The organism is Mesorhizobium sp. WSM4809 (assembly GCF_055811655.1).
This window is the reverse complement of sequence record NZ_JBVVQW010000004.1, coordinates 399,487-419,332: the sequence shown is the minus strand read 5'-3', so window position 1 is coordinate 419,332 and position 19,846 is coordinate 399,487. Positions and strand designations below refer to the sequence as shown.

Annotated in this window: 13 protein-coding genes and 1 pseudogene; 5 read left to right on the top strand and 9 right to left on the bottom strand. The window is 63.6% G+C overall.

What is annotated here, in order from left to right; genetic code table 11:
- Positions 1-54: 54 nt before the first annotated feature.
- Entirely contained in the window at positions 55-504 is a 450-nt protein-coding gene (locus AC0L24_RS13220; protein WP_050596218.1) for a tellurite resistance TerB family protein, read from the bottom strand.
- A gap of 123 nt (positions 505-627) precedes the next feature.
- Here AC0L24_RS13220 and AC0L24_RS13215 point away from each other — a divergent pair, with 123 nt between their 5' ends.
- The gene (locus AC0L24_RS13215) at positions 628-2,274 is read left to right on the top strand and encodes a lysine--tRNA ligase (RefSeq protein WP_127807939.1); all 1,647 of its coding nucleotides are present in this window, start codon (positions 628-630) and stop codon (positions 2,272-2,274) included.
- Here AC0L24_RS13215 and AC0L24_RS13210 read toward each other — a convergent pair.
- From AC0L24_RS13210 to AC0L24_RS13175, 8 genes and pseudogenes are all read right to left on the bottom strand, one after another.
- Complete coding sequence (locus AC0L24_RS13210; RefSeq protein ID WP_348629728.1) at positions 2,240-3,091, bottom strand: thermonuclease family protein; 852 nt, start codon at positions 3,089-3,091, stop codon at positions 2,240-2,242. The genes AC0L24_RS13215 and AC0L24_RS13210 overlap by 35 nt on opposite strands.
- 9 nt (positions 3,092-3,100) lie before the next feature.
- Positions 3,101-3,769, bottom strand: coding sequence for a S24 family peptidase (locus AC0L24_RS13205; protein ID WP_127268614.1), 669 nt, complete (start codon positions 3,767-3,769; stop codon positions 3,101-3,103).
- Positions 3,770-3,988: 219 nt separating this feature from the next.
- Positions 3,989-4,360, bottom strand: a pseudogene (locus tag AC0L24_RS13200) (thioesterase family protein); the annotation flags it as partial.
- Between the two features lie 128 nt (positions 4,361-4,488).
- On the bottom strand, positions 4,489-6,708 hold the full coding sequence (locus AC0L24_RS13195; protein ID WP_127807941.1) for a 3-hydroxyacyl-CoA dehydrogenase NAD-binding domain-containing protein: 2,220 nt from the start codon (positions 6,706-6,708) through the stop codon (positions 4,489-4,491).
- Positions 6,709-6,722: 14 nt separating this feature from the next.
- Positions 6,723-7,931, bottom strand: a complete 1,209-nt coding sequence (locus AC0L24_RS13190; protein ID WP_127807942.1) for an acetyl-CoA C-acetyltransferase — start codon at positions 7,929-7,931, stop codon at positions 6,723-6,725.
- Positions 7,932-7,964: 33 nt separating this feature from the next.
- On the bottom strand, positions 7,965-9,134 hold the full coding sequence (locus tag AC0L24_RS13185; RefSeq protein WP_127807943.1) for an acyl-CoA dehydrogenase family protein: 1,170 nt from the start codon (positions 9,132-9,134) through the stop codon (positions 7,965-7,967).
- 121 nt (positions 9,135-9,255) lie between these two features.
- Positions 9,256-11,046 carry an acyl-CoA dehydrogenase gene (locus AC0L24_RS13180; RefSeq protein ID WP_127807944.1) on the bottom strand — a complete coding sequence of 597 codons (1,791 nt, stop codon included), beginning with the start codon at positions 11,044-11,046 and terminating at the stop codon, positions 9,256-9,258.
- A 304-nt stretch (positions 11,047-11,350) separates the two neighbouring features.
- Positions 11,351-11,809, bottom strand: coding sequence for a MerR family transcriptional regulator (locus tag AC0L24_RS13175; RefSeq protein ID WP_127811260.1), 459 nt, complete (start codon positions 11,807-11,809; stop codon positions 11,351-11,353).
- 455 nt (positions 11,810-12,264) lie between these two features.
- Between AC0L24_RS13175 and AC0L24_RS13170 the strand changes: the two genes are divergently transcribed.
- The 4 genes from AC0L24_RS13170 (at position 12,265) to AC0L24_RS13155 (ending at position 19,704) form a co-directional block, all read left to right on the top strand.
- Positions 12,265-16,272, top strand: coding sequence for a peptidoglycan-binding protein (locus tag AC0L24_RS13170; RefSeq protein WP_127807945.1), 4,008 nt, complete (start codon positions 12,265-12,267; stop codon positions 16,270-16,272).
- A gap of 192 nt (positions 16,273-16,464) precedes the next feature.
- Complete coding sequence (locus AC0L24_RS13165; protein WP_023811359.1) at positions 16,465-17,388, top strand: sulfite exporter TauE/SafE family protein; 924 nt, start codon at positions 16,465-16,467, stop codon at positions 17,386-17,388.
- Positions 17,388-18,179: a TIGR02186 family protein gene (locus tag AC0L24_RS13160; RefSeq protein WP_127807946.1), complete on the top strand. Its 792-nt coding sequence runs from the start codon at positions 17,388-17,390 to the stop codon at positions 18,177-18,179. The genes AC0L24_RS13165 and AC0L24_RS13160 overlap by 1 nt, the downstream gene beginning before the upstream one ends.
- Before the next feature lie 268 nt (positions 18,180-18,447).
- Positions 18,448-19,704 (top strand): Hsp70 family protein, encoded by a 1,257-nt coding sequence (locus AC0L24_RS13155; protein ID WP_127267782.1) that lies wholly within the window; start codon positions 18,448-18,450, stop codon positions 19,702-19,704.
- Positions 19,705-19,846: the final 142 nt, after the last annotated feature.

Genomic DNA, 19,846 nt, shown 5'->3' with positions numbered 1-19,846 from the left:
TCCGGTCAGCTTTGCCGGCCTGACCTGAATCTCAACAGCGTCCGGCCAAGGACTTCAGGTCAGCGTGCGCAGCCTCGCCTTGGCCGCGCGGCCGATGGCAGCAACCGTCAGCGTGTCGAGATCGAGCTGACGCCGGATCAGCTGCAGCACCCGTACCTCTTCCATGCGCATTTCGAGGTCAACGGCGGCAACCTCGAAGGCAGCGGCATAGGCGGTGTCGCGCAGCCGCTCAGGCAAGACCTCGGCGACTTCAGCCAGCACACCCTCCAGCCCGTCCTTTTCGTGCAGGCGCTTCTGGCAGTCCTGGGCAACGCCGACCAGCCTGTCGTGGTTGAAGTCCTCGAACACCGGCCAGGAGCGGACGACCTCGCCGATCCGCGCCAGTTCGACATCGGTCATGTCGCGGTCGGAGGCCGAGGTGATGACCATCAGATAGATCAGGGCTTCATGGGGTGTCGGCAATTTTTTCTCCTTGAACCGGGCCTCGAAGTTAGGAACGCCCATTCTGCACCGCAAGGAAAAAGCGCCGCACGCGTTGACGCTCCGGCGCTGCACGCCTAGAGACCGGTTGAAAAAGCCTTGCCGCGGCCCGTCTTCGGGCCGGCAAATGATTTGGAAAACTGTGACATGACGGGATCAAACATCATCGATCTCAACCCCGAGCTGCTGGCGGCTGCGACCGAAAGCAAGGCGTGGCCGTTCGAAGAGGCCAAAAAGATCATCGAGCGCTACAAAAGCGCCGACTTCCCGCAAACAGTCCTGTTCGAGACCGGTTACGGACCGTCCGGCCTGCCGCATATCGGCACGTTCGGCGAGGTGGCGCGCACCTCGATGGTGCGCCATGCCTTCCGTGTCCTGACGCAGGATAAGGTCGCGACCAAGCTGCTGTGCTTTTCCGACGATATGGACGGCATGCGCAAGATACCCGACAGCGTGCCGGACCGCGCCGCACTCGAGCCGCATCTGCACAAGCCGCTGTCGTCGGTCCCCAACCCCTTCGGCGGCGACTATGCCAGCTTCGCCGACCACAACAACGCGATGCTTTGCCGCTTCCTCGACACGTTCGGCTTCGACTACGAGTTCGCCAGCGCGACGCAATACTACAAGTCCGGCCGTTTCGATGCGATGCTCAAGCGCGCCGCCGAACGCTATGAGCAGATCATGGCGGTGATGCTGCCGACGCTCGGGCCTGAGCGGCAGGCGACCTACAGCCCGTTCCTGCCGATCTCGCCGAAGAGCGGCCGCGTGCTTTACGTGCCGATGAAGCATGTCGACGCCAAGGCCGGCACCATCACCTTCGACGACGAGGGCACCGAGACCACGCTTTCGATCACCGGCGGCCGCGTGAAGCTGCAGTGGAAGCCGGATTTCGGCATGCGCTGGGCAGCGCTTGGCGTCGATTTCGAAATGTTCGGCAAGGACCACCAGACCAATGCGGTGGTCTACGACCGCATCTGCAACATTCTGGGCGGACGGGCGCCGGAGCATTTCGTCTACGAACTGTTCCTCGATGAGAACGGCCAGAAGATTTCGAAGTCGAAAGGCAACGGGCTGACCATCGACGAGTGGCTGACCTATGCGCCGACCGAAAGCCTGGGGCTCTACATGTACCAGCGGCCGCGGCAGGCCAAGAAGCTGTATTTCGACGTCATCCCGCGGGCCGTGGACGAATACTATACGTTCCTCGCCGCCTATCCCCGGCAGGACTGGAAGGAACGGCTGGGCAACCCGGTCTGGCATATGCATGACGGCAACCCGCCCGCGATCGACATGCCGGTGCCGTTCTCGCTGCTGCTCAATCTGGTCAGCGCCTCCAACGCGCAGAACAAGGATGTGCTGTGGGGGTTCATTTCACGTCATACGCAAGGCGTGACGCCAAAGACGCATCCCGAGCTCGACCGGCTGGTCGGCCATGCGATCCGCTATTTCGACGATTTCGTGAAGCCGACGAAAACCTTCCGGCCTGCCGACGAGGTCGAGCGCGAGGCGCTGGCAGCCCTCGACGAAGCGCTTGGGGCGCTGCCGGCCGACGCCAACGGCGAAGCGATCCAGAACGCCTCGCTCAACGTCGCGCGCAGGATCGAGCGCTATCAGGATCATTCCAAGCAGAGCCCGGAGGGTGGCCCCGGCGTATCGGGCGCCTTCTTCCAGATGATCTATCAGGTGCTGATCGGCCAGGAGCGCGGCCCGCGCTTCGGCTCGTTCGCAGCGCTCTACGGCGTTGCCGAGACACGTGCGCTCATTGAGCGGGCGCTGGCTGGTCAGCTGGCTTGAGCACGCCGTCGACCTCTTCCAGGATCGAACCCGGCGCCTGAGGCGCCTGGCGTGGCGCGGCCGGCATCGCCGGCATGCCGGACAGATCGGGCGCCGATCCGAAAATGCCCTTCTTCGCCGTGCGTGCCATGTCGCCAGCCTCGACATAGGGTCCGCCCTTGGCGGCGCGCGCCCAGCCATTTTCGACCAGCCACTGACCGACATCCTGCTTGCCGATCCGGCACTCGGCTGCGATCAGGTCGCGGCCACCTTCCGGCGGCACGGTGCAGACCACCGCGCGGCCGCGCAGGAAGGCGCGGAACGCCGTCCGCGCCCGGACACCGCACGGCCAGGGTTTGCCGTCCTCGCTGCAGGTCTCATCCTGCCTGACGATATCGATGCCGGAAACCGCGACCGAGTAGCCCTTAGCCTCGATCAGTCCGGCGGCCGGCGCAACCGGCTGGAACAGCTTTGTGCCGTTCCAGTCGTCGGGCATTTTCGGCTTGGGCGGCACGGCCAGCGCGAGCTTGCTCAACGGCTCGCGCGGCTCGACCCGTTCAAGCCCCTCGGCGGGCAGTTCCGGGGGCGCGACGATTTCGGGATCGATCGCCCTCGAATGCGGCGCCGGCTTTGGCGGCTGCGGGGCTGCTATGGCCGATGTGGCCGGCTCCTGCGGCACCGTCCCGGCAGCCTGCTGCGCCATCGTATCGGCGCCCGGATCAAGCTGGTCCACCGTGATGACGCTGTCGCTTCCCTTCAACGTGCGACCGCCGGCGACGACCATGGCCGCCATCACCGAGACCATCAGAACCGCCAGGGCATGACGAAGGAGCCGCACCAGCCGGACCTACTGGCTAGCCCAGACAATCCGCGCCACCCACTCGACATCGCGCATGGGAATGTCGCGGTCGGGATGATCGGGATTGAGCGAGACCAGCGCAATCGACTTGACGGTCTGGCGCTCGAGCACCTTGGCCATCACCTCGCCTGATGTGGTCTTGACGACGACGCGATCGCCCTTGCGGGTGACGGCGCCCGGTTCGACGATGAGGACGTCGCCATTGCGGTAGAGCGGCAGCATGGAATCGCCTTGCACCTGCAGCGCGTAGGAACTCTCGGTCGATTGCGCCGGCAGTTCGATCAGATCCCAACCCTGCCCGACTGGAAAGCCGGCATCGTCGAAGAAGCCGCCGGCGCCGGCTTGGGCAAAGCCGAGCAACGGCACGGAGCTTCTGCGGGCGACCGAAGCGGCATGGCTGGTCGAAGCACCATTGCTGATCCCGGGCCGGCCTTCGATCAGACCGGTGAATTCGTCGAGTGAGGCGCCCGTCGCCTCGATGATCTTGGCCAGCGATTCGGTCGAGGGCCAGCGTGGTCGGCCATCCGACGACAAACGCTTCGACTTGTTGAAGGCAGTGGAATCGAGCCCCGCACGCTTGGCCAAACCCGAGGCCGAAAGCGAATAACGCTTGGCAAGAGCATCGATGGCAGCCCAGACTCGGTCGTGCGAGAGCATGCTCGCTCTCCTTCGGTGCAGGAAAAAATACCTTTCCCTTCTAGTCTTGGAATGTCGTTTTGTCCACCGGTCGTGGAGTGGTTGCAAACGTTTCCGTCGATCGCGGAAAGTCCGACTACCGGGATCGAAGCTGCGCAGACCCTGGTGCGATGTCATGAAAATCCGCTCCGTTTGCGTCGGTGGCCGCGGGTTCACGGCACGACCAAGTGCCGCAACGACCTCGCCAATCTCAAGAAAGTTGCGAGCCTTGCGATCGTAGACGCCGGCTGTCGTCAGGATCAACGCGGCCGTCTCGCCATTGTCGAGGACGAAGCGGTGCTTGCCGACAACCTGGGTGCCTTCCCAGGTCTCGATCGAGGACACCACTTCGAAGCGGCGCCACAGCCTGATCTCGCGTGCATAGACCGCTTGTAGTCCGCCCATCATCGGCGCCCAGCCATTCTTCCTTGCCAGCGTGATGAGGCCTGCACGAACAAACAGGTCGATGCGGCCGAGATCGGCCAGCATCATGTAGCGCGCATTGTTGAGATGGATGTTGAAATCGATGTCGGTCGGCAGGCAGCGGAAAGCCAGCCGGCCTTCGCCGCCCATCACATAGGGGCCACGGCTGTGTGCCGTGGCCATCATGCGCACCATGCGCGCCCAGACATACATTACAGCGCCCCATGTCCTCTTGGACGCGCAAAGGTCGCTGCAAGACGCTTGATTTTGCCCATGCGTCAGGCTGCCTGCTTCACGTCGCCTTTCGCATAGGGATCGAAGCGCTGGTAAAAGGTCTCGCCTTTCTCGGCCATGTCGAGCAGCAGCTTGGGTGCCTTGAACTCGGCGCCGTATTTCTTCTGCAGGTTCTTGGCGATCTTGACGAACGCCTTGGCGCCGATGCCGTCGATGTAGGACAGCGCACCGCCGGTGTAGGGCGCGAAGCCGAAAGCGAGGATCGAGCCGACATCGGCCTCGCGCGGGTCGGTGACGATGCCTTCTTCCATCACCCGCGCCGCTTCCAGCGCGATGGTGACCAGCAGCCGCTGCTGCAGTTCCCCATAATCGACCTTCTCGGGTGCAAGCTGCGGATAGAGCCCCCTGAGGCCCGGCCACAGCTTCTTCTTGGCGGGCTTTGCCGGGTAATCGTAAAAACCCTTGCCGTTCTTGCGGCCGAAGCGGCCGTGATCGTCGACCATGGCGTTGATCAGCGCCATCTGCTTGGGATCGACCGCCTTGTCGCCCAGATCCCTGATGGTCTGCTTCATGATCTTCTGGGCAAGGTCGATGGCCGTCTCGTCGGTCAGCGCCAGGGGGCCGACCGGCATGCCTGCCGCCTTCGCCGCGTTCTCGATCATCGGCGCGGGAACGCCTTCGATCAGCATCTTGTAGGCTTCCGACATGTAGCGCAGCACGCAGCGATTGACGTAGAAGCCGCGCGTGTCGTTGACGACGATCGGCGTCTTCTTGATGGCGCGAACGAAGTCGATGGCGGTGGCCAGCGCCTTGTCGCCGGTCTTCTTGCCCAAAATGATCTCGACCAGCATCATCTTGTCGACCGGCGAGAAGAAATGGATGCCGATAAAGTTTTTCGGCCGCGCAGAATTCTTCGCCAGGCCGGTGATCGGAATGGTCGAGGTGTTCGACGCGAAGATCGCCGATGGCTTCAGCACGGCTTCCGCCTGTTCGGTGGCGCTCTTCTTCACGCTCGAATCCTCGAAAACGGCCTCGACCACCAGATCGCAGCCGGCAAGGTCGGCATAGTCCGCCGTCGGCGTGATCAGCGACAGCAGTTTGTCCTTGTCCTCCGGCTTGGCGCGGCCCTTCTTGACCTGATCCGAGATCAGGCCGTCGGAATGCGCCTTGCCCTTGGCAGCCGACTCCAGATCACGGTCGAGCAGCACCACCGGGATGCCGGCCTTGGCGGTGACATAGGCGATGCCCGCGCCCATGAAGCCGGCGCCGAGAATGCCGATCTTCTTGAACTTGGTTTCGGGCACGCCGGCCGGGCGGCGGGCGCCCTTGTTCAGTTCCTGCAGCGACACGAACAACGAGCGGATCATCGCCGCCGCTTCCCTGGTCTGCATGATCTCGGTGAAATAGCGCTGCTCGATGCGCAAACCGGTGTCGAACGGCACCAGCAGGCCTTCATAGACGCATTTGAGGATCGCGGCGGCGGCCGGATAGTTGCCGTAAGTCTCACGACGCAGGATGGCGATGGCCGGCGGCCACAGATTGAAGCCGGCGGGCGAATAGATCTGGCCGCCGGGCAGCTTGAAACCTTTCTCGTCCCATGGCGCCACCGGCTTCAGGCCATTCCTGATCATCGCCTTGGCGGTCTCGACGAGCCTGGCCGGCTCGGCGATCTCATGGATCAGGCCCATAGACTTGGCCTTCTGCGGCGACAGTGTCTGGCCCGAGGTCAGCATCTGCAGCGCTTGCTGCTGATCGGTCAGCCGCGGCACGCGCTGGGTGCCGCCTGCGCCCGGGAAGATGCCGATCTTCACCTCGGGAAGCGCCATCTTCACCTTGTCGCTGTCGGCGGCGACACGGCCGTGGCAGGCGAGCGACAATTCGAAGGCGCCGCCCATGCAGGTGCCGTTGATCGCCGACACCCACGGCTTTCCGCAAGTTTCCAGCTTGCGGAACAGGCCGGTCATCATGCCGGCATTGTCGAACAGCGCCTTGGTCGCCCTTTCGGCGTCCTTGCCTTTTTCCGCGGCGAAGGTCGTCAGCATCTTCTGCAGCAGGGTGATGTCGGCACCGCCGGAGAAGGTGTCCTTGCCGGAGGTGATCACTGCGCCCTTGATGGCGGCGTCACCAGCCACCTTGTCGACAATGGCGTTCAATTCCCGCATCGCCTCTTCGGTGAAGACGTTCATCGAGCGGCCAGGCATGTCCCAGGTGACCAGCGCAATGCCGTCGGCGTCGATGTCGAGGGTGAAATTGGTGTAGCTCATCGTTTCTCTCCCCGTCAGACGCGTTCGATGATGGTTGCGGTCCCCATGCCGGCGCCGATGCACAGCGTCACCAGAGCCGTGTTGAGATCGCGGCGCTCGAGTTCGTCCAGCACCGTGCCGAAGATCATCGCGCCGGTGGCGCCGAGCGGATGACCCATGGCGATAGCGCCGCCATTGACGTTGATCCTGTCGTGATCGATGTCGAACGCCTGCATGTAGCGCAGCACCACCGAAGCGAAGGCTTCGTTGAGCTCGAACAGGTCGATGTCCGAGAGCTTCATCTTGGCGCGCTTCAACAGCTTCTCGGTGACGTCGACCGGGCCGGTCAGCATCAGCACCGGCTCGGAGCCGATGTTGGCGAAGGTGCGAATTCGCGCGCGCGGCTTCAGCCCCATCGCCTTGCCCGCCTTCTTCGAACCGAGCAGCACGGCGGCGGCGCCGTCGACGATGCCGGACGAATTGCCGGCATGATGGACGTGATTGACCTCTTCCACCTCAGGGTGCTTCTGCACTGCGACGGCATCGAAGCCGCCCATTTCGCCTGGCATGACGAAGGACGGGTTGAGCGAGGCCAGCGACTGCATGTCGGTCGATGGGCGCATATGTTCGTCATGGTCGAGGATGGTCAGGCCGTTCTGGTCCTTGATCGGGATGACGGAGTTCTTGAACCGGCCATCGGCCCAGGATTTGGCGGCGCGCTTCTGGCTCTCGACCGCATAGGCGTCGACGTCGTCTCTGCTGAAGCCGTATTTGGTGGCGATCAGGTCGGCCGAGATGCCTTGCGGCACGAACCAGCCGGGCAGGCCTACGGACGGATCCATGAACCAGGCACCGCCGGAGGCGCCCATGCCGACACGCGACATCGATTCGACGCCGCCGGCAATGACGATCTCATCGGCGCCCTGGGCGATCTTGGCGGCGCCGAAATTGATGGCGTCGAGCCCGGAAGCGCAGAAGCGTGAGATCTGCATGCCGGGCGCCTTGGTGTCGTAGCCGGCCTCGAAGGCGGCGGCGCGCGGAATGACCGAACCGGCTTCGCCGACCGGATCGACGCAGCCGAAGATGATGTCATCGACAGTGCCGGTGTCGAGCCCATTGCGATCGCGCAGCGCCTCAAGCGTCTTGGCGGCAAGCCGCACCGCCGGCACCTCGTGCAGCGATCCGTCCTTCTTGCCCTTGCCGCGCGGTGTGCGCACGGCGTCATAGACATAAGCTTCAGCCATTTGCTTGCTCCTTGGGTTTGCCTGATGTCGCTCTCAGAGAGAGCGGCCGATCAGCAATTTCATGATCTCGTTGGTGCCGCCGTAGATGCGCTGGACGCGGGCGTCGCGGAACATGCGGGCGATCGGGTATTCATTCATGTAGCCATAGCCGCCATGCAGTTGAAGGCATTCGTCGACGACTTTTCCCTGCAGGTCGCTGAGCCAGTACTTGGCCATCGACGCGGTCACAGGATCGAGGCCGCCGGCGATGTGGCGGGTGACGCAATCATTGTAGAAGACGCGGCCGACGGTGGCCTCGGTCTTGAGTTCGGCCAGCGTGAACTGGGTGTTCTGGAAATCGATGATCGCCTTGCCGAACGCCTTGCGTTCCTTGACATAATCAATGGTCAGCGCCAGCGCCCGCTCGATCATGGCAATGGCGCCGGTGCCGATCTGCAGCCGCTCCTGCGGCAATTGCTGCATCAGTTGGACGAAGCCCTGCCCTTCCTCGTGGCCGAGCAGGTTGGAGGTCGGCACGCGCATGTCGTTGAAGAACAACTCCGACGTGTCGTTGGCCTTGAGCCCGATCTTGTCGAGGTTGCGGCCGCGCTGAAAACCTTCGACCTCGTCGGTCTCGACGACGATCAGCGAGGTGCCCTTGGCGCCCTTCTCCGGATCGGTCTTGGTGACGACGATGATGAAGTTCGCAAGCTGGCCGTTGGTGATGAAGGTCTTGGAACCATTGATCTTGTATTGGTTACCATCCTTCTGCGCCCGCGTCTTGACGCCCTGCAGGTCGGACCCGGCGCCAGGCTCGGTCATGGCGATGGCGCCGATCAGCTCGCCGGTCGCCAGCTTCGGCAGCCATTTCTTCTTCTGCTCCTCGGAGCCATAGTGGAGGATGTAAGGGGCGACGATCGAATTGTGCAGGCCGATGCCGAAACCGTCGACGCCGACATGGCCGATGGCCTCGATGATGGCGCTCTCATGCGCGAAGGTGCCGCCGGAGCCGCCATATTCCTCCGGCATAGAGGCGCAGAGCAGGCCGGCGGAGCCTGCCTTCAGCCAACTCTCGCGATCGACCATCTCGTTCTTCTCGAACTCGTCGTAGCGCGGCGCGATCTCCTCCGACATGAAGCGATGCGCCATGTCGTAGAGCATGCCGACCTCGTCCGCCGCCCAAGCGGGCTTCGGAAGGCCAAGGATTTCAGCTGGGTTGGTCATGCTGGTATGATACTCCTCCCGACATGCATCATCGAAACTGAGGCCGGCGCACTGCCGCAGCGACCCCTCCCGACCCTTCGGGCCACCCTCCCCTCAAGGGGGAGGAGGACGCCGATCATCTTTAGAACGCTTCCGCCGGCAGTGCCATCAATGTGTCGGCGCCGCTCGAAATGCGGGCGAGATGCGCCGACGTCTCCGGCATGATCCGCTCCATGAAGAAGCGCCCCGTCACGACCTTGTTGTCGTAAAAAGATTGCGCGCCATTGGCGTCCGTCTTGCCAAGTGCCACCTTGGCCATCTGCGCCCACATATAGCCCAGAGCGACCAGGCCGAAGAGATGCATGTAGTCGGTCGAGGCGGCACCGGCATTGTCGGGCTTGGCCATGCCGTTCTGCACCAGCCACATGGTGGCGGCCTGCAAATCGTTGAGACCTTTCTTCAGCGCCTTGGTGAATGGCGCCATCTTCTCGTCGGAGCGGTTCTCCTCGCAGAACTCACCGACCTCCTTGAAGAAGGCCTGCACGGCGCGGCCGCCATTCAGGCCGAGTTTGCGGCCGACGAGGTCGAGCGCCTGGATGCCGTTGGCGCCTTCATAGATCATGGCGATGCGGGCATCGCGCACGAACTGGCTCATGCCGTGCTCTTCGATATAACCGTGACCGCCGAACACCTGCTGCGCCATGACGGCGTGGTCGAAGCCCTTGTCCGTGAGCACGCCCTTGACCACCGGTGTCATCAGGCCGGTGTAATCGTCGGCGGCCTGGCGGTCCTTGTCGTCGCCGGAGCGGTGGGCAATGTCGGACTTGATCGCCGTCCACAGCGCCAGCGCGCGGCCGGCCTCGTTGAAGGCTTTCATGGTCATCAGGCTGCGGCGGATGTCGGGATGGACGATGATCGGGTCGGCCTTCTTGTCCGGCGCCCTCGGCCCCGACAATGAGCGGCCCTGCAAACGGTCCTTGGCGTAGCCGACAGCGTTCTGATAGGCGATCTCCGACAGCGACAGCCCCTGCAGTCCCACACCAAGGCGCGCCTCGTTCATCATCGTGAACATCGCCTTCAGGCCGCCATTGGCCTCGCCGAGCAGCGTGCCCTCAGCCTCGTCATAGTTCATGACGCAGGTCGAATTGCCATGGATGCCCATCTTCTCCTCGATCGAGCCGCAGGAGACGGTGTTCCTGGTGCCCGGATTGCCCGACGGGTCGAGCTTGAGCTTCGGCACGATGAACAGCGAGATGCCCTTGACGCCTTCCGGCGCACCCTCGATGCGGGCCAGAACCAGATGGACGATGTTGTCCGACATGTCGTGTTCGCCGGCCGAGATGAAGATCTTCTGGCCTGAAATTTTATAGGTGCCATCGCCGTTCGGCACCGCCTTGGTCCGCAACAGGCCCAGATCCGTGCCGCAATGCGGCTCGGTCAGGTTCATGGTGCCGGTCCAGGCACCCTCGATCATCCTCGGCAACCATGTTGACTTCTGCTCGTCGGTGCCGTGGGTGATGATCGCGGCGATCGCGCCTTGCGTCAGGCCCGGATACATCATCAAGGACATATTGGCCGAGACCATATATTCGGCGACGGCGGTATGCACGGCATAGGGCAGGCCCTGGCCGCCGAACTCGACTGGTGCGGCCAACCCCATCCAGCCGCCTTCGCGATACTGGTCGAAGGCCTCCTTGAAGCCTTTCGGCGTGGTCACCGAGCCATCGTCGTGACGCACACAGCCTTCCATGTCGCCGACACGGTTCAGCGGATGCATGACGTTTTCGGCGAGCTTGGCGCCTTCGGCCAGGATCGCCTCGAGCACATCGGGCGTGGCGTCGGCAAATCCGGGAAGGTTCGAATAACGCTGATAACCCAGAACCTCGTTGAGCACGAACAGCGTGTCCTGGACCGGAGCCCTGTATGTCGGCATGCTTTTTCTCCACCCTGCAAACCCGGTCCGAATGCCCCGAAGACAAGCCAGGGGCGGCATGCGGACCCATATTGGGAGCGGGATAGCAAAAATTGACGTTTGCGTAAACGTCAATTTTTTCGATGCGACAAGATTCCCCGCCCACTGGAGCAATGAGCGTAGCGGCGCGACGTTGCGCAAGCCAGCGCCGAAAGGCCATGAGAGTGGGCCAGGACAACGAAAAGCCGCGTGGCAGGCCACGCGGCTCGACAGAACTCAGACAATCAGCAGACGACTTGGTCTGCCGCAAATCCGAACGGTTGTTTTAGCTGGCGGCGCTCGCCTGCGGCGCCGAACGCTCGCTCAGCATCTGGCGCACCGCCGACATCGAGCCGCTCAGCTCGTTGATGGCGTCGTCGATCAGCGCCCTTTGCTTCTGCAGGCGGGCAAGCTGCTTTTCTGACTTGTCCAGCGCGAGCTTGAGCTGCTTGGTGTTTGAACCGGTCGGATCGTAGAGATCCATCATCTGCTTGACGTCACGCAGCGAGAACCCGACCTTGCGGCCGAGCAGGATCAGCTTGAGGCGGGCCTTGTCGCGGCGCGTGTAGAGACGGGTCGACCCGTCACGCTGCGGGTTGAGCAGGCCTTTGTCTTCGTAGAAACGCAGCGTGCGCAGCGTCACTCCATATTTTTTCGCCATCTCGCCGATGCGGACGAGGTCCTCGCCGGCTTCGGCAGATATATTGGTATTGGCCGCGGTCTCGCCGGCCGAGATAAGCTTCATGGTCACTGGCTTTCCCCGTCTGGTGGCGTCGCGGTCTCGGACCGTGCGTCGCCTGACTGGAAGCGGGGGCCTGCTTCCAGTCGTGGTTTCAACAAACAAATCGCAAACATGCGCCCAATGCGCCTTTTACGTTTACGTCAATTCTATACCGATTGCCGCATGATGACGCAAGGGCGTTCTGCGCGCCGCCCTTTATGCCGCACCGTCAGGCCGGCAGCCGGCATCCTTTCAATTTCTTAAGTTTGGTTAACGCGTTGTTTACCACGTTGGGGGAAATGTGGGCGCGTCGGCTACCCGTGTTTATCCTGTATCGAATTTTTCACGGTTTTTCGGAGCGCGGGCGAGAGCCCGGGAAGCTCGTCTTCCGCCGCGGCATCGCCGCCGGTCGCCTTCGTTCCGATAGGGACCTGGGGGAACTGGCCGCGAGCCAGCCATTCTGAAAGACGGACGCACCGATGAACAGCAAGCGGTCCTATCTCGACACACTCAATGCCGGCAGGCAGCGCAGGCCGCAGACCACGCTCGAGCAGTTGAACCAGTCGCTGGAGACACTGGAGCAGCGGCTGGAGCGGACGCGCGAGGATCCGGTGGCACGTCCCGAACTCCGCCAACCCGATCCACGCCAATATGGTGCCGATGCGCGCTATCCCGCAGCCCGGCCCGCTGGCCAGCAGCGCTGGTACGAGGACCCGCAGCCCGCGTTGCGTCCGAAGAGCCCGATTCAGGGAGCCGCCGCTTTCGAGCAGAACTATCAGGCCATTGCCCGCGACATTGATCGCGTGCGCGGCCAGGAGGACGGCGTTGCCATGGTCGGCAAGATCGCCGGCGAATTGCGCGGCATGCGCGAGGAATTGCGCCACCAGATGACCGCAGGCCTGCAGCGGGAATTCGAAGCGCTGCGCAAGGACATCGAGCGGGCTTTCCAGTCAGGGGCAAGGCCCGGTGCTTCGGCCAAGGGCAGTGCTGAACTCGGTCTTGAGTTCGAGCGGCTTTCGGGCGCCATCCAGACACTGGCCGAGAAGAGCGACGACAGAAGCGTCAACATGCTGCGGCTCGAACTCGAACAGGTCAAAGCCGCACTCGAAACGCTGGCACGCGAAGAGAGCGTGCAGAAGGTCGACCGCCGCTGGGACGATTTCGATCGCCGCTGGACGGCGTTCGAAGACCGCGTCGACGCCGACCAGCGCAAGCGGTCGGACGACCCGGGCCTGTCTGCTCTGACCGCCCGGCTGGAGCAGATCAGCAATGCCGTCAACAATTTGCCGGAATCGTTGTCGCTGCGATCGCTGGAGGAGAAGGTGCGCACGCTTGCCGGCGCTGTCGACCATTTCGCCAGCCACCAGGACAATCGCGGCAGCGACACGCTTGGCATGATCGACGAGCGGCTGGATGAGATTTCCCGCGCCATCGTCGCATCCACGGTCGCCGCGCAAGCCAATTCATTCGACCACGAGGCTTTCGAGCGCATCGAGAGGCGGATCGACTCGCTTGCCAGCCAGATCGAGGAAGTGGCGCAGGATCGTCCAGGCAACGCAGTCATGGACCGGCTGAGCACGCTGTCCGGTCGGGTCGACGAACTCGCCGGTCGCGCCAATCTGCCGGAGCAGGCGATGGAGCGCCTGGCCAAGCAGATCGCACTCATCGCCGACAAGATCGACCAGGCACCAGCCATGCCTGACGCCGACTACATCTTCCATGGGCTGGAGCAGCGCTTCGACGTGCTGTCGAGCATGATGGAACGCCGCCAGGGTGACGCCATCGAACAGGGCAACATGCTGTTCCGCGATCTCGAGCGCAGGCTGGATGAGGTTGCCGACAGGCTCGACCAACGCATGCCGCAGATCGACAGCGCCGGCATCATGGACGCCATCGATGCCCGCTTTACGGCGCTCGCCAAGCGTATGGAAACGCGTGTACCGGATCCCGCGGGCGAAGCCGCAATCCGCGGCCTGGAGAGCCGGCTCGAAGACATTTCAAGCCGGCTGGATGCGTCGGCCGCGCAGGTGGCCGGCATCGATCCGGCGCTGATCCGCAGCCTGGAAGCACAGGTTGCCGGCCTGTCCGCCCATCTTTCCAGGCCCAGCACCCCGCTGCCGGAATTCGAGGACATCAGCCCGCGTCTCAACGAAATTGAAAAGTCGCTCGCAGGAACCCGCGATTCCATCCTTGGCGCAGCGCGCGAAGCCGCCGAGAACGCAGTCCAATCGCTGGCCGGTTCGAGCGCCAATACGACCGCGGTTTCCGGCCTCGCCCAGGATTTGAAGACGCTTGAAACGCTTACGCGGCGCTCCGACGAGCGCAATTCGAGAACGTTCGAGGCCATCCACGACACGTTGCTCAAGATCGTCGACCGGCTGGGCTCGCTCGAACCCGGCGAGCCGGTCGAGGCGATGAGCGAATTGCTGGACGCGGCACCGGTCGAGCCGAGCAACTGGCGCGGCGCGCGGCGACCCAAGATGGCCGTGGACGCGCCATCGATGGATATCGATCAGCCCCTGCCATTGACTGGGGACTTGGCCGATCGCGATGGCCGTGCCGCCGCCATCCTGCGCAACGAGCCGGGTGCTCGTAGCGATCTGGGCGGCCTGGGTATGGGAACGCGCACGCCGGCCGAAGCCGCAGCGGCTGCGGCCATGGCTGCTCTCGGCTCCGACACAATTGTCGAGAAGAACGAACAGTCGGGCGGCCGCAGGTCGATGTTCGGCGGACTGGCCCGCGCCTTCAAGGGCAAGAAGGAGGCGGACATCCCGCCACTGGCCGGCTCGGCGCCGAGTGCCCCGATCCCGAGCGTCGATCTCGACGAACCGCTCGATCCGAAAATGGCCAACCGGCCGCTGGAGCCCGGTTCCGGCGCACCTGACCTCAACGCCATCATGAAGCGCGTGCGCGACGAGCGCGGCCAGCCGGCCAAGCCCAGCGACACCGACGCCGCGAAGTCGGATTTCATCGCCGCTGCCCGGCGCGCGGCGCAGGCCGCGGCCGCCGAGGCCGATGCGCTGAAGCGCCAGTCGACGGTGACCGGACCGGTGAAGGCACTGCGGATCGGCGACCTGCTCAAGGCACGGCGCAAGCCGATCCTGATGGGGACAACCGCGATCCTGCTGGCGCTGGGCGCCCTGCAACTGGGCAAGGCCTTCTTCGCCGATCCGGCCCAGGTGGCGAGCAACGATGTTGCGCCGATCGTCGCCTCACAGCCGGTGCAGACCGCCTCGCTCGATCCCGCCGGCCAACCTAAGATGGACGCGCAGCCCGCGGCAGTGGAAAGTGCGCCTGACCACACCGTCAGGCAGGCCGAGCCGTCCGCACCGGCAACCAAGGACGACATGGCCGCGCAAAGCATGATTGCCACGCCGCCAGGCGCCGAGCCGTCGATGAGTGCCGCGCCGACCGCAGAGCCGGTTCCCGCGCCCGTCGCCTCGGTTACATCGGCTGATGCGAACCAAGCGGTGTCTGGGGAGACAGCCTCGGCTGCGCCGGCCTCGACCGTTCCGGTCGCCGCGGAAGCTGCCGACACCGGCGCCCAGCCTATGGCGGCTGAGCCGATCACCGCCAAGGACACCACGGGCGCGGTCCCCCCAGCGGACGCCTCGCCGGCGATGACGACGAAGTTCGACATTCCCGCTGACGCCGGCCCGGCCGCCTTGCGCGATGCCGCCGCCAGCGGCGACGCCAAGGCGCTGTTCGAAATCGGCTCGCGCTATGCCGAGTCACGCGGCGTCAAGGAAGACATGGCGGCAGCCGCCAAATGGTACGAGAAATCGGCGGAACTCGGCTTCGCGCCGGCCGAATACCGCATCGGAAACTTCTACGAAAAGGGCATCGGCGTCGCGCGCGACATCAAGAAGGCGAAGACCTGGTACCAGCTTTCCGCAGCACAGGGCAACGCCAGCGGCATGCACAATCTGGCCGTATTGTTCGCCATGGCGGCAGACGGCGTGACCGACAATGAATCGGCCGCGCACTGGTTCCAGGCGGCCGCCGACGTCGGCGTCAAGGACAGCCAGTTCAATCTCGGCATCCTCGCCGCCAAGGGCGTCGGCATGAAGCAGAACCTCGAGGAATCCTACAAATGGTTCGCGCTCGTCGCCAAGACCGGCGACAAGGATGCCGCTGCCAAGCGTGACGAGATCGCCAATGCGCTGCGGCCCGAGCAGCTCGAACGCGCCCGCGCCGCGACCGAACTGTGGAAGGCCAAGCCGCTGGATGCAGCGGCCAATTCGGCCGACATTCCCGAGTCCTGGCAGGACGGCACACCGCAGACGACAGCCAGCATCGACATGAAGAAAGCCGTCCAGAACATCCAGCGCATTCTCAACAAGAACGGCTACGACGCCGGCGGCGCCGACGGCAAGATGGGCCAGAAGACGAAGACCGCGATCATGGCTTTCCAGACCGACAACAAGATGCCGGCGACCGGCGAAGTCGATGAAAAACTGGTCAAGGCACTGCTGGCGCGCAAATAACGGCAGAGGCGTCGTTTCCACGACGCCCTTGCCACACATTCGCCTGTTAACTGATTGAGATGTTTTTTGTTTCGGTGGCGTAGCGCGGTTTGACTTCGCAGCACCTCCGGCGCAAGAACGAATTGGCTTGTCGGGCCAAGATGCCCGCAACGGTTGCATTCGCCGACAGGCAGAACTGATCGAGACTGACGGGTGGGCATCTATCTCCCGATCGCGGAAATTTCCGTCAATATCTTCGTCCTGCTGGCCATGGGCGCGGCGGTGGGTTTCCTGTCGGGCATGTTCGGCGTCGGCGGTGGCTTCCTCATCACGCCGCTGCTGATCTTCTACAACATACCCCCGGCGATCGCGGTCGCCACGGGCGCCAACCAGGTCATCGCCTCCTCCGTCTCCGGCGTCCTTTCGCACATGAAGCGAGGGACGCTCGACTTCAAGCTCGGCGGGGTATTGCTGGCCGGCGGCATTGTCGGTTCCACCGGCGGCATCTACGTCTTCGCCTTCCTGCGCAGGCTCGGCCAGCTCGACCTGTTCATCTCGTTGCTCTACGTCGTGCTGCTCGGCACCGTCGGCGGGCTGATGCTGGTCGAAAGCGTCAATGCGCTGCGCGCCACGCGCAGCGGTGCGGCGCCGGTGCTGAAGAAATCCGGCCAGCACAACTGGATCCACCGCTTGCCGCTGAAGATGCGGTTCAGGGCGTCAAAACTGTTCGTCAGCGTCATCCCCGTCCTTGGCCTTGGCGCCGGCATCGGCTTCCTGTCGTCGATCATGGGCGTCGGCGGCGGCTTCATCATGGTGCCGGCACTGATCTATCTGCTGAAAGTGCCGACCAACGTCGTCATCGGCACCTCGCTGTTCCAGATCATCTTCACCTCCGCCTATACGACGCTGGTCCACGCCACCACCAACCAGACGGTCGACGTCGTGCTGGCCTTCCTGCTGATGGCGGGCGGCGTCGCCGGTGCGCAGTACGGCGCCAAGGCAGGCCAGCGGCTGCGCGGCGAGCAACTCAGGGCCTTGCTGGCGCTGCTGGTGCTGGCGGTGGCGATACGATTGGCGATCGATCTTTTCGTCACCCCGCCCAACCTCTATTCGCTGTCTGCCGCGGGCCTCAACTGATGATGGCTCGCAACACATTCGCAACCGCCATTGTCCTGACGCTGCTTGCGGCCGCCGTGCCGGCGAAGGCACAGGTCCCGCTGACCGAAGGCATCCAGATCGGTCTCTCCACCGATAATGTCTCGATCACCGCCGGCTTTTCCGGGGCCGACCTGACCATTTTCGGTTCGCTGGAAAACCCGGATCCACTTGTCGCGCGCCAAGGCCGTTACGACGTCATCGTCGTGCTCGAAGGTCCGCCCAAACCGGTGGTGGTGCGCCGCAAGGACAGGGTGCTAGGCGTCTGGGTCAATCTGGATTCCGAGACCTTCGAGAACGTGCCGGTCTCCTATTCGGTGGCGACGACGCGGCCGCTACAGGACATCACCGAACCCAACAGCTACAAGCAGCTGTCGCTCGGCGCCTCCAACCTCTACATGCAGCCCGCCGATGCCGGCGACAGCCCGGCGACGATCGAGGAGTTCACGGCGGCACTGCGGGAGCGCAAGTCGGCGACCGGCCTCTACAGCGAGAATGTCGGCGGCGTGCAATTCCTGTCGCAGAACCTTTTCCGCGCCACAGTGAGGCTGGCGCCAAATGTGCCAGTTGGAACCCATAAAGCCCGCGCGTTCCTGTTCAAGAGCGGCTTGTTCATCAAGGAAAGCTCGGCCCAGCTCGAAATCCGCAAATCCGGTTTCGAACAGTCGATCTTCCGTGTCGCCCACAATTATTCCTTTCTCTACGGCGTCTTCGCGATATCGCTGGCCATGCTGACCGGCTGGCTCGGAAGGCTGATCTTCCGGCGGGATTAATGCATGTCGCCCAAAAGTGGCCCGGTTTTGGGCGAGCGACATGCATCGAATCAAGACCTGAAGTGCGTCGCGTGAATCCACTCAAACGCGACGCACTTCAGAATTTTTCCCGAAAAGTGGTTTCCCTTTACCGGGGCATGCGGTAGACCGCGCTCCCCAGCCAAATGGCAGACACAAACAATTCGGTTCGGCAGCGCAGCCCGTCCCCGGGCAGCGCGCGATTTCTCGGCGCCTGTCGGCTCGCCGACGACAAATACAGGAACTTGTCATGCGACCAGCCTTCGGCGGCATCGACTTCGGCACTTCGAACTCCACCGTTGGCGTGGTCCGCAACGGGCAGCCGCGCCTCGTCGCCTTGGAGGACGGCCAGGTGACACTGCCCAGTGCCGTGTTCTTCAACTTCGAGGACAACCGCACCTGCTTTGGCCGTCACGCCATCGCCAACTACACCGACAGCATCGAAGGCCGGCTGATGCGTTCGCTGAAGAGCGTGCTCGGCAGTTCGCTGGCCCATGAAAAGACCCGCATCAAATCGCGGTCGATCGGCTTCATGGACATCGTCGGCATGTTCCTCGGACATCTCAAGATGAGGCTGGAAGCAGATGCCGGCGATACGGTCGAGACCGTCGTTCTTGGCCGGCCGGTGCAATTCGTCGACGACGATGCCGAGGCCGACGCGAAGGCGCAAAGCGAACTCGAGAACGCCGCCCGTGGCCAGGGCTTCAAGCACATCGCTTTCCAGTTCGAGCCGATCGCGGCGGCGCTCGACTACGAACAAAAGGTGACATGCGAGGAACTGGCGCTGATCATCGATATGGGCGGCGGCACGTCGGACTTCTCGATCGTGCGCGTCTCGCCGCAGCGCTCCCGCTCGCTCGACCGCAAGGACGACATCCTGGCCAGCCGAGGCGTCCATATCGGCGGTACGGATTTCGACCGGCTGCTGAGCATCGCCCATGTGATGCCGCAACTCGGCTATTTGACGCCGACCAAGGACGGCAAGCGCAATCTGCCGGCAAGCTACTTCATCGACCTCGCGACATGGCAGCGCATCAACCTGGTCTACACCGCCAAGGCGATGACGCATCTGCGCCAGATCCGCTACGAGGCCGAGCGCGCCGACCTGGTCGACCGTTTCATCCACATCGTCGAACACCGCTATGGACACGCGCTGGCCGCACTTGTCGAAAAAGCCAAGATAGAGCTGACCGACAGGTCATCCGCAGAGGTCGTGGTGAAGCTGCCGGGTGCGGAGTTCGCCGCCGAAATCACGCGCAACGGGCTGGATGCCACGATCGCCAGGGACATCGAGCGGGTCACGGCGACGGTAGCGCAGACCATCCGGGACGCTGAGGTGAAGCCATCCGATATCACCGCGGTGTTCCTGACCGGCGGATCGACCGCGATCCCGCTGGCAAGGCGAGAAATCCTGTCGCTGGTGCCGCAGGCATCCGTCATCGAAGGCGACATGTTCGGCTCGGTCGGACTTGGCCTGGCGCTGGATGCGCAGCGAAAGTTCGGTTGACCGGGTCCATTGATATTCAGGATGCCGGCCTGCAAGTGGCTGATACCTGCGCTTCCGGTGCTCACGTACTTTAAGTACGCTCCGCTCCGGTTCTCGGCATCAGCCATTTTCGACTCGGCCTGACCTGAATCTCAGCGAACCC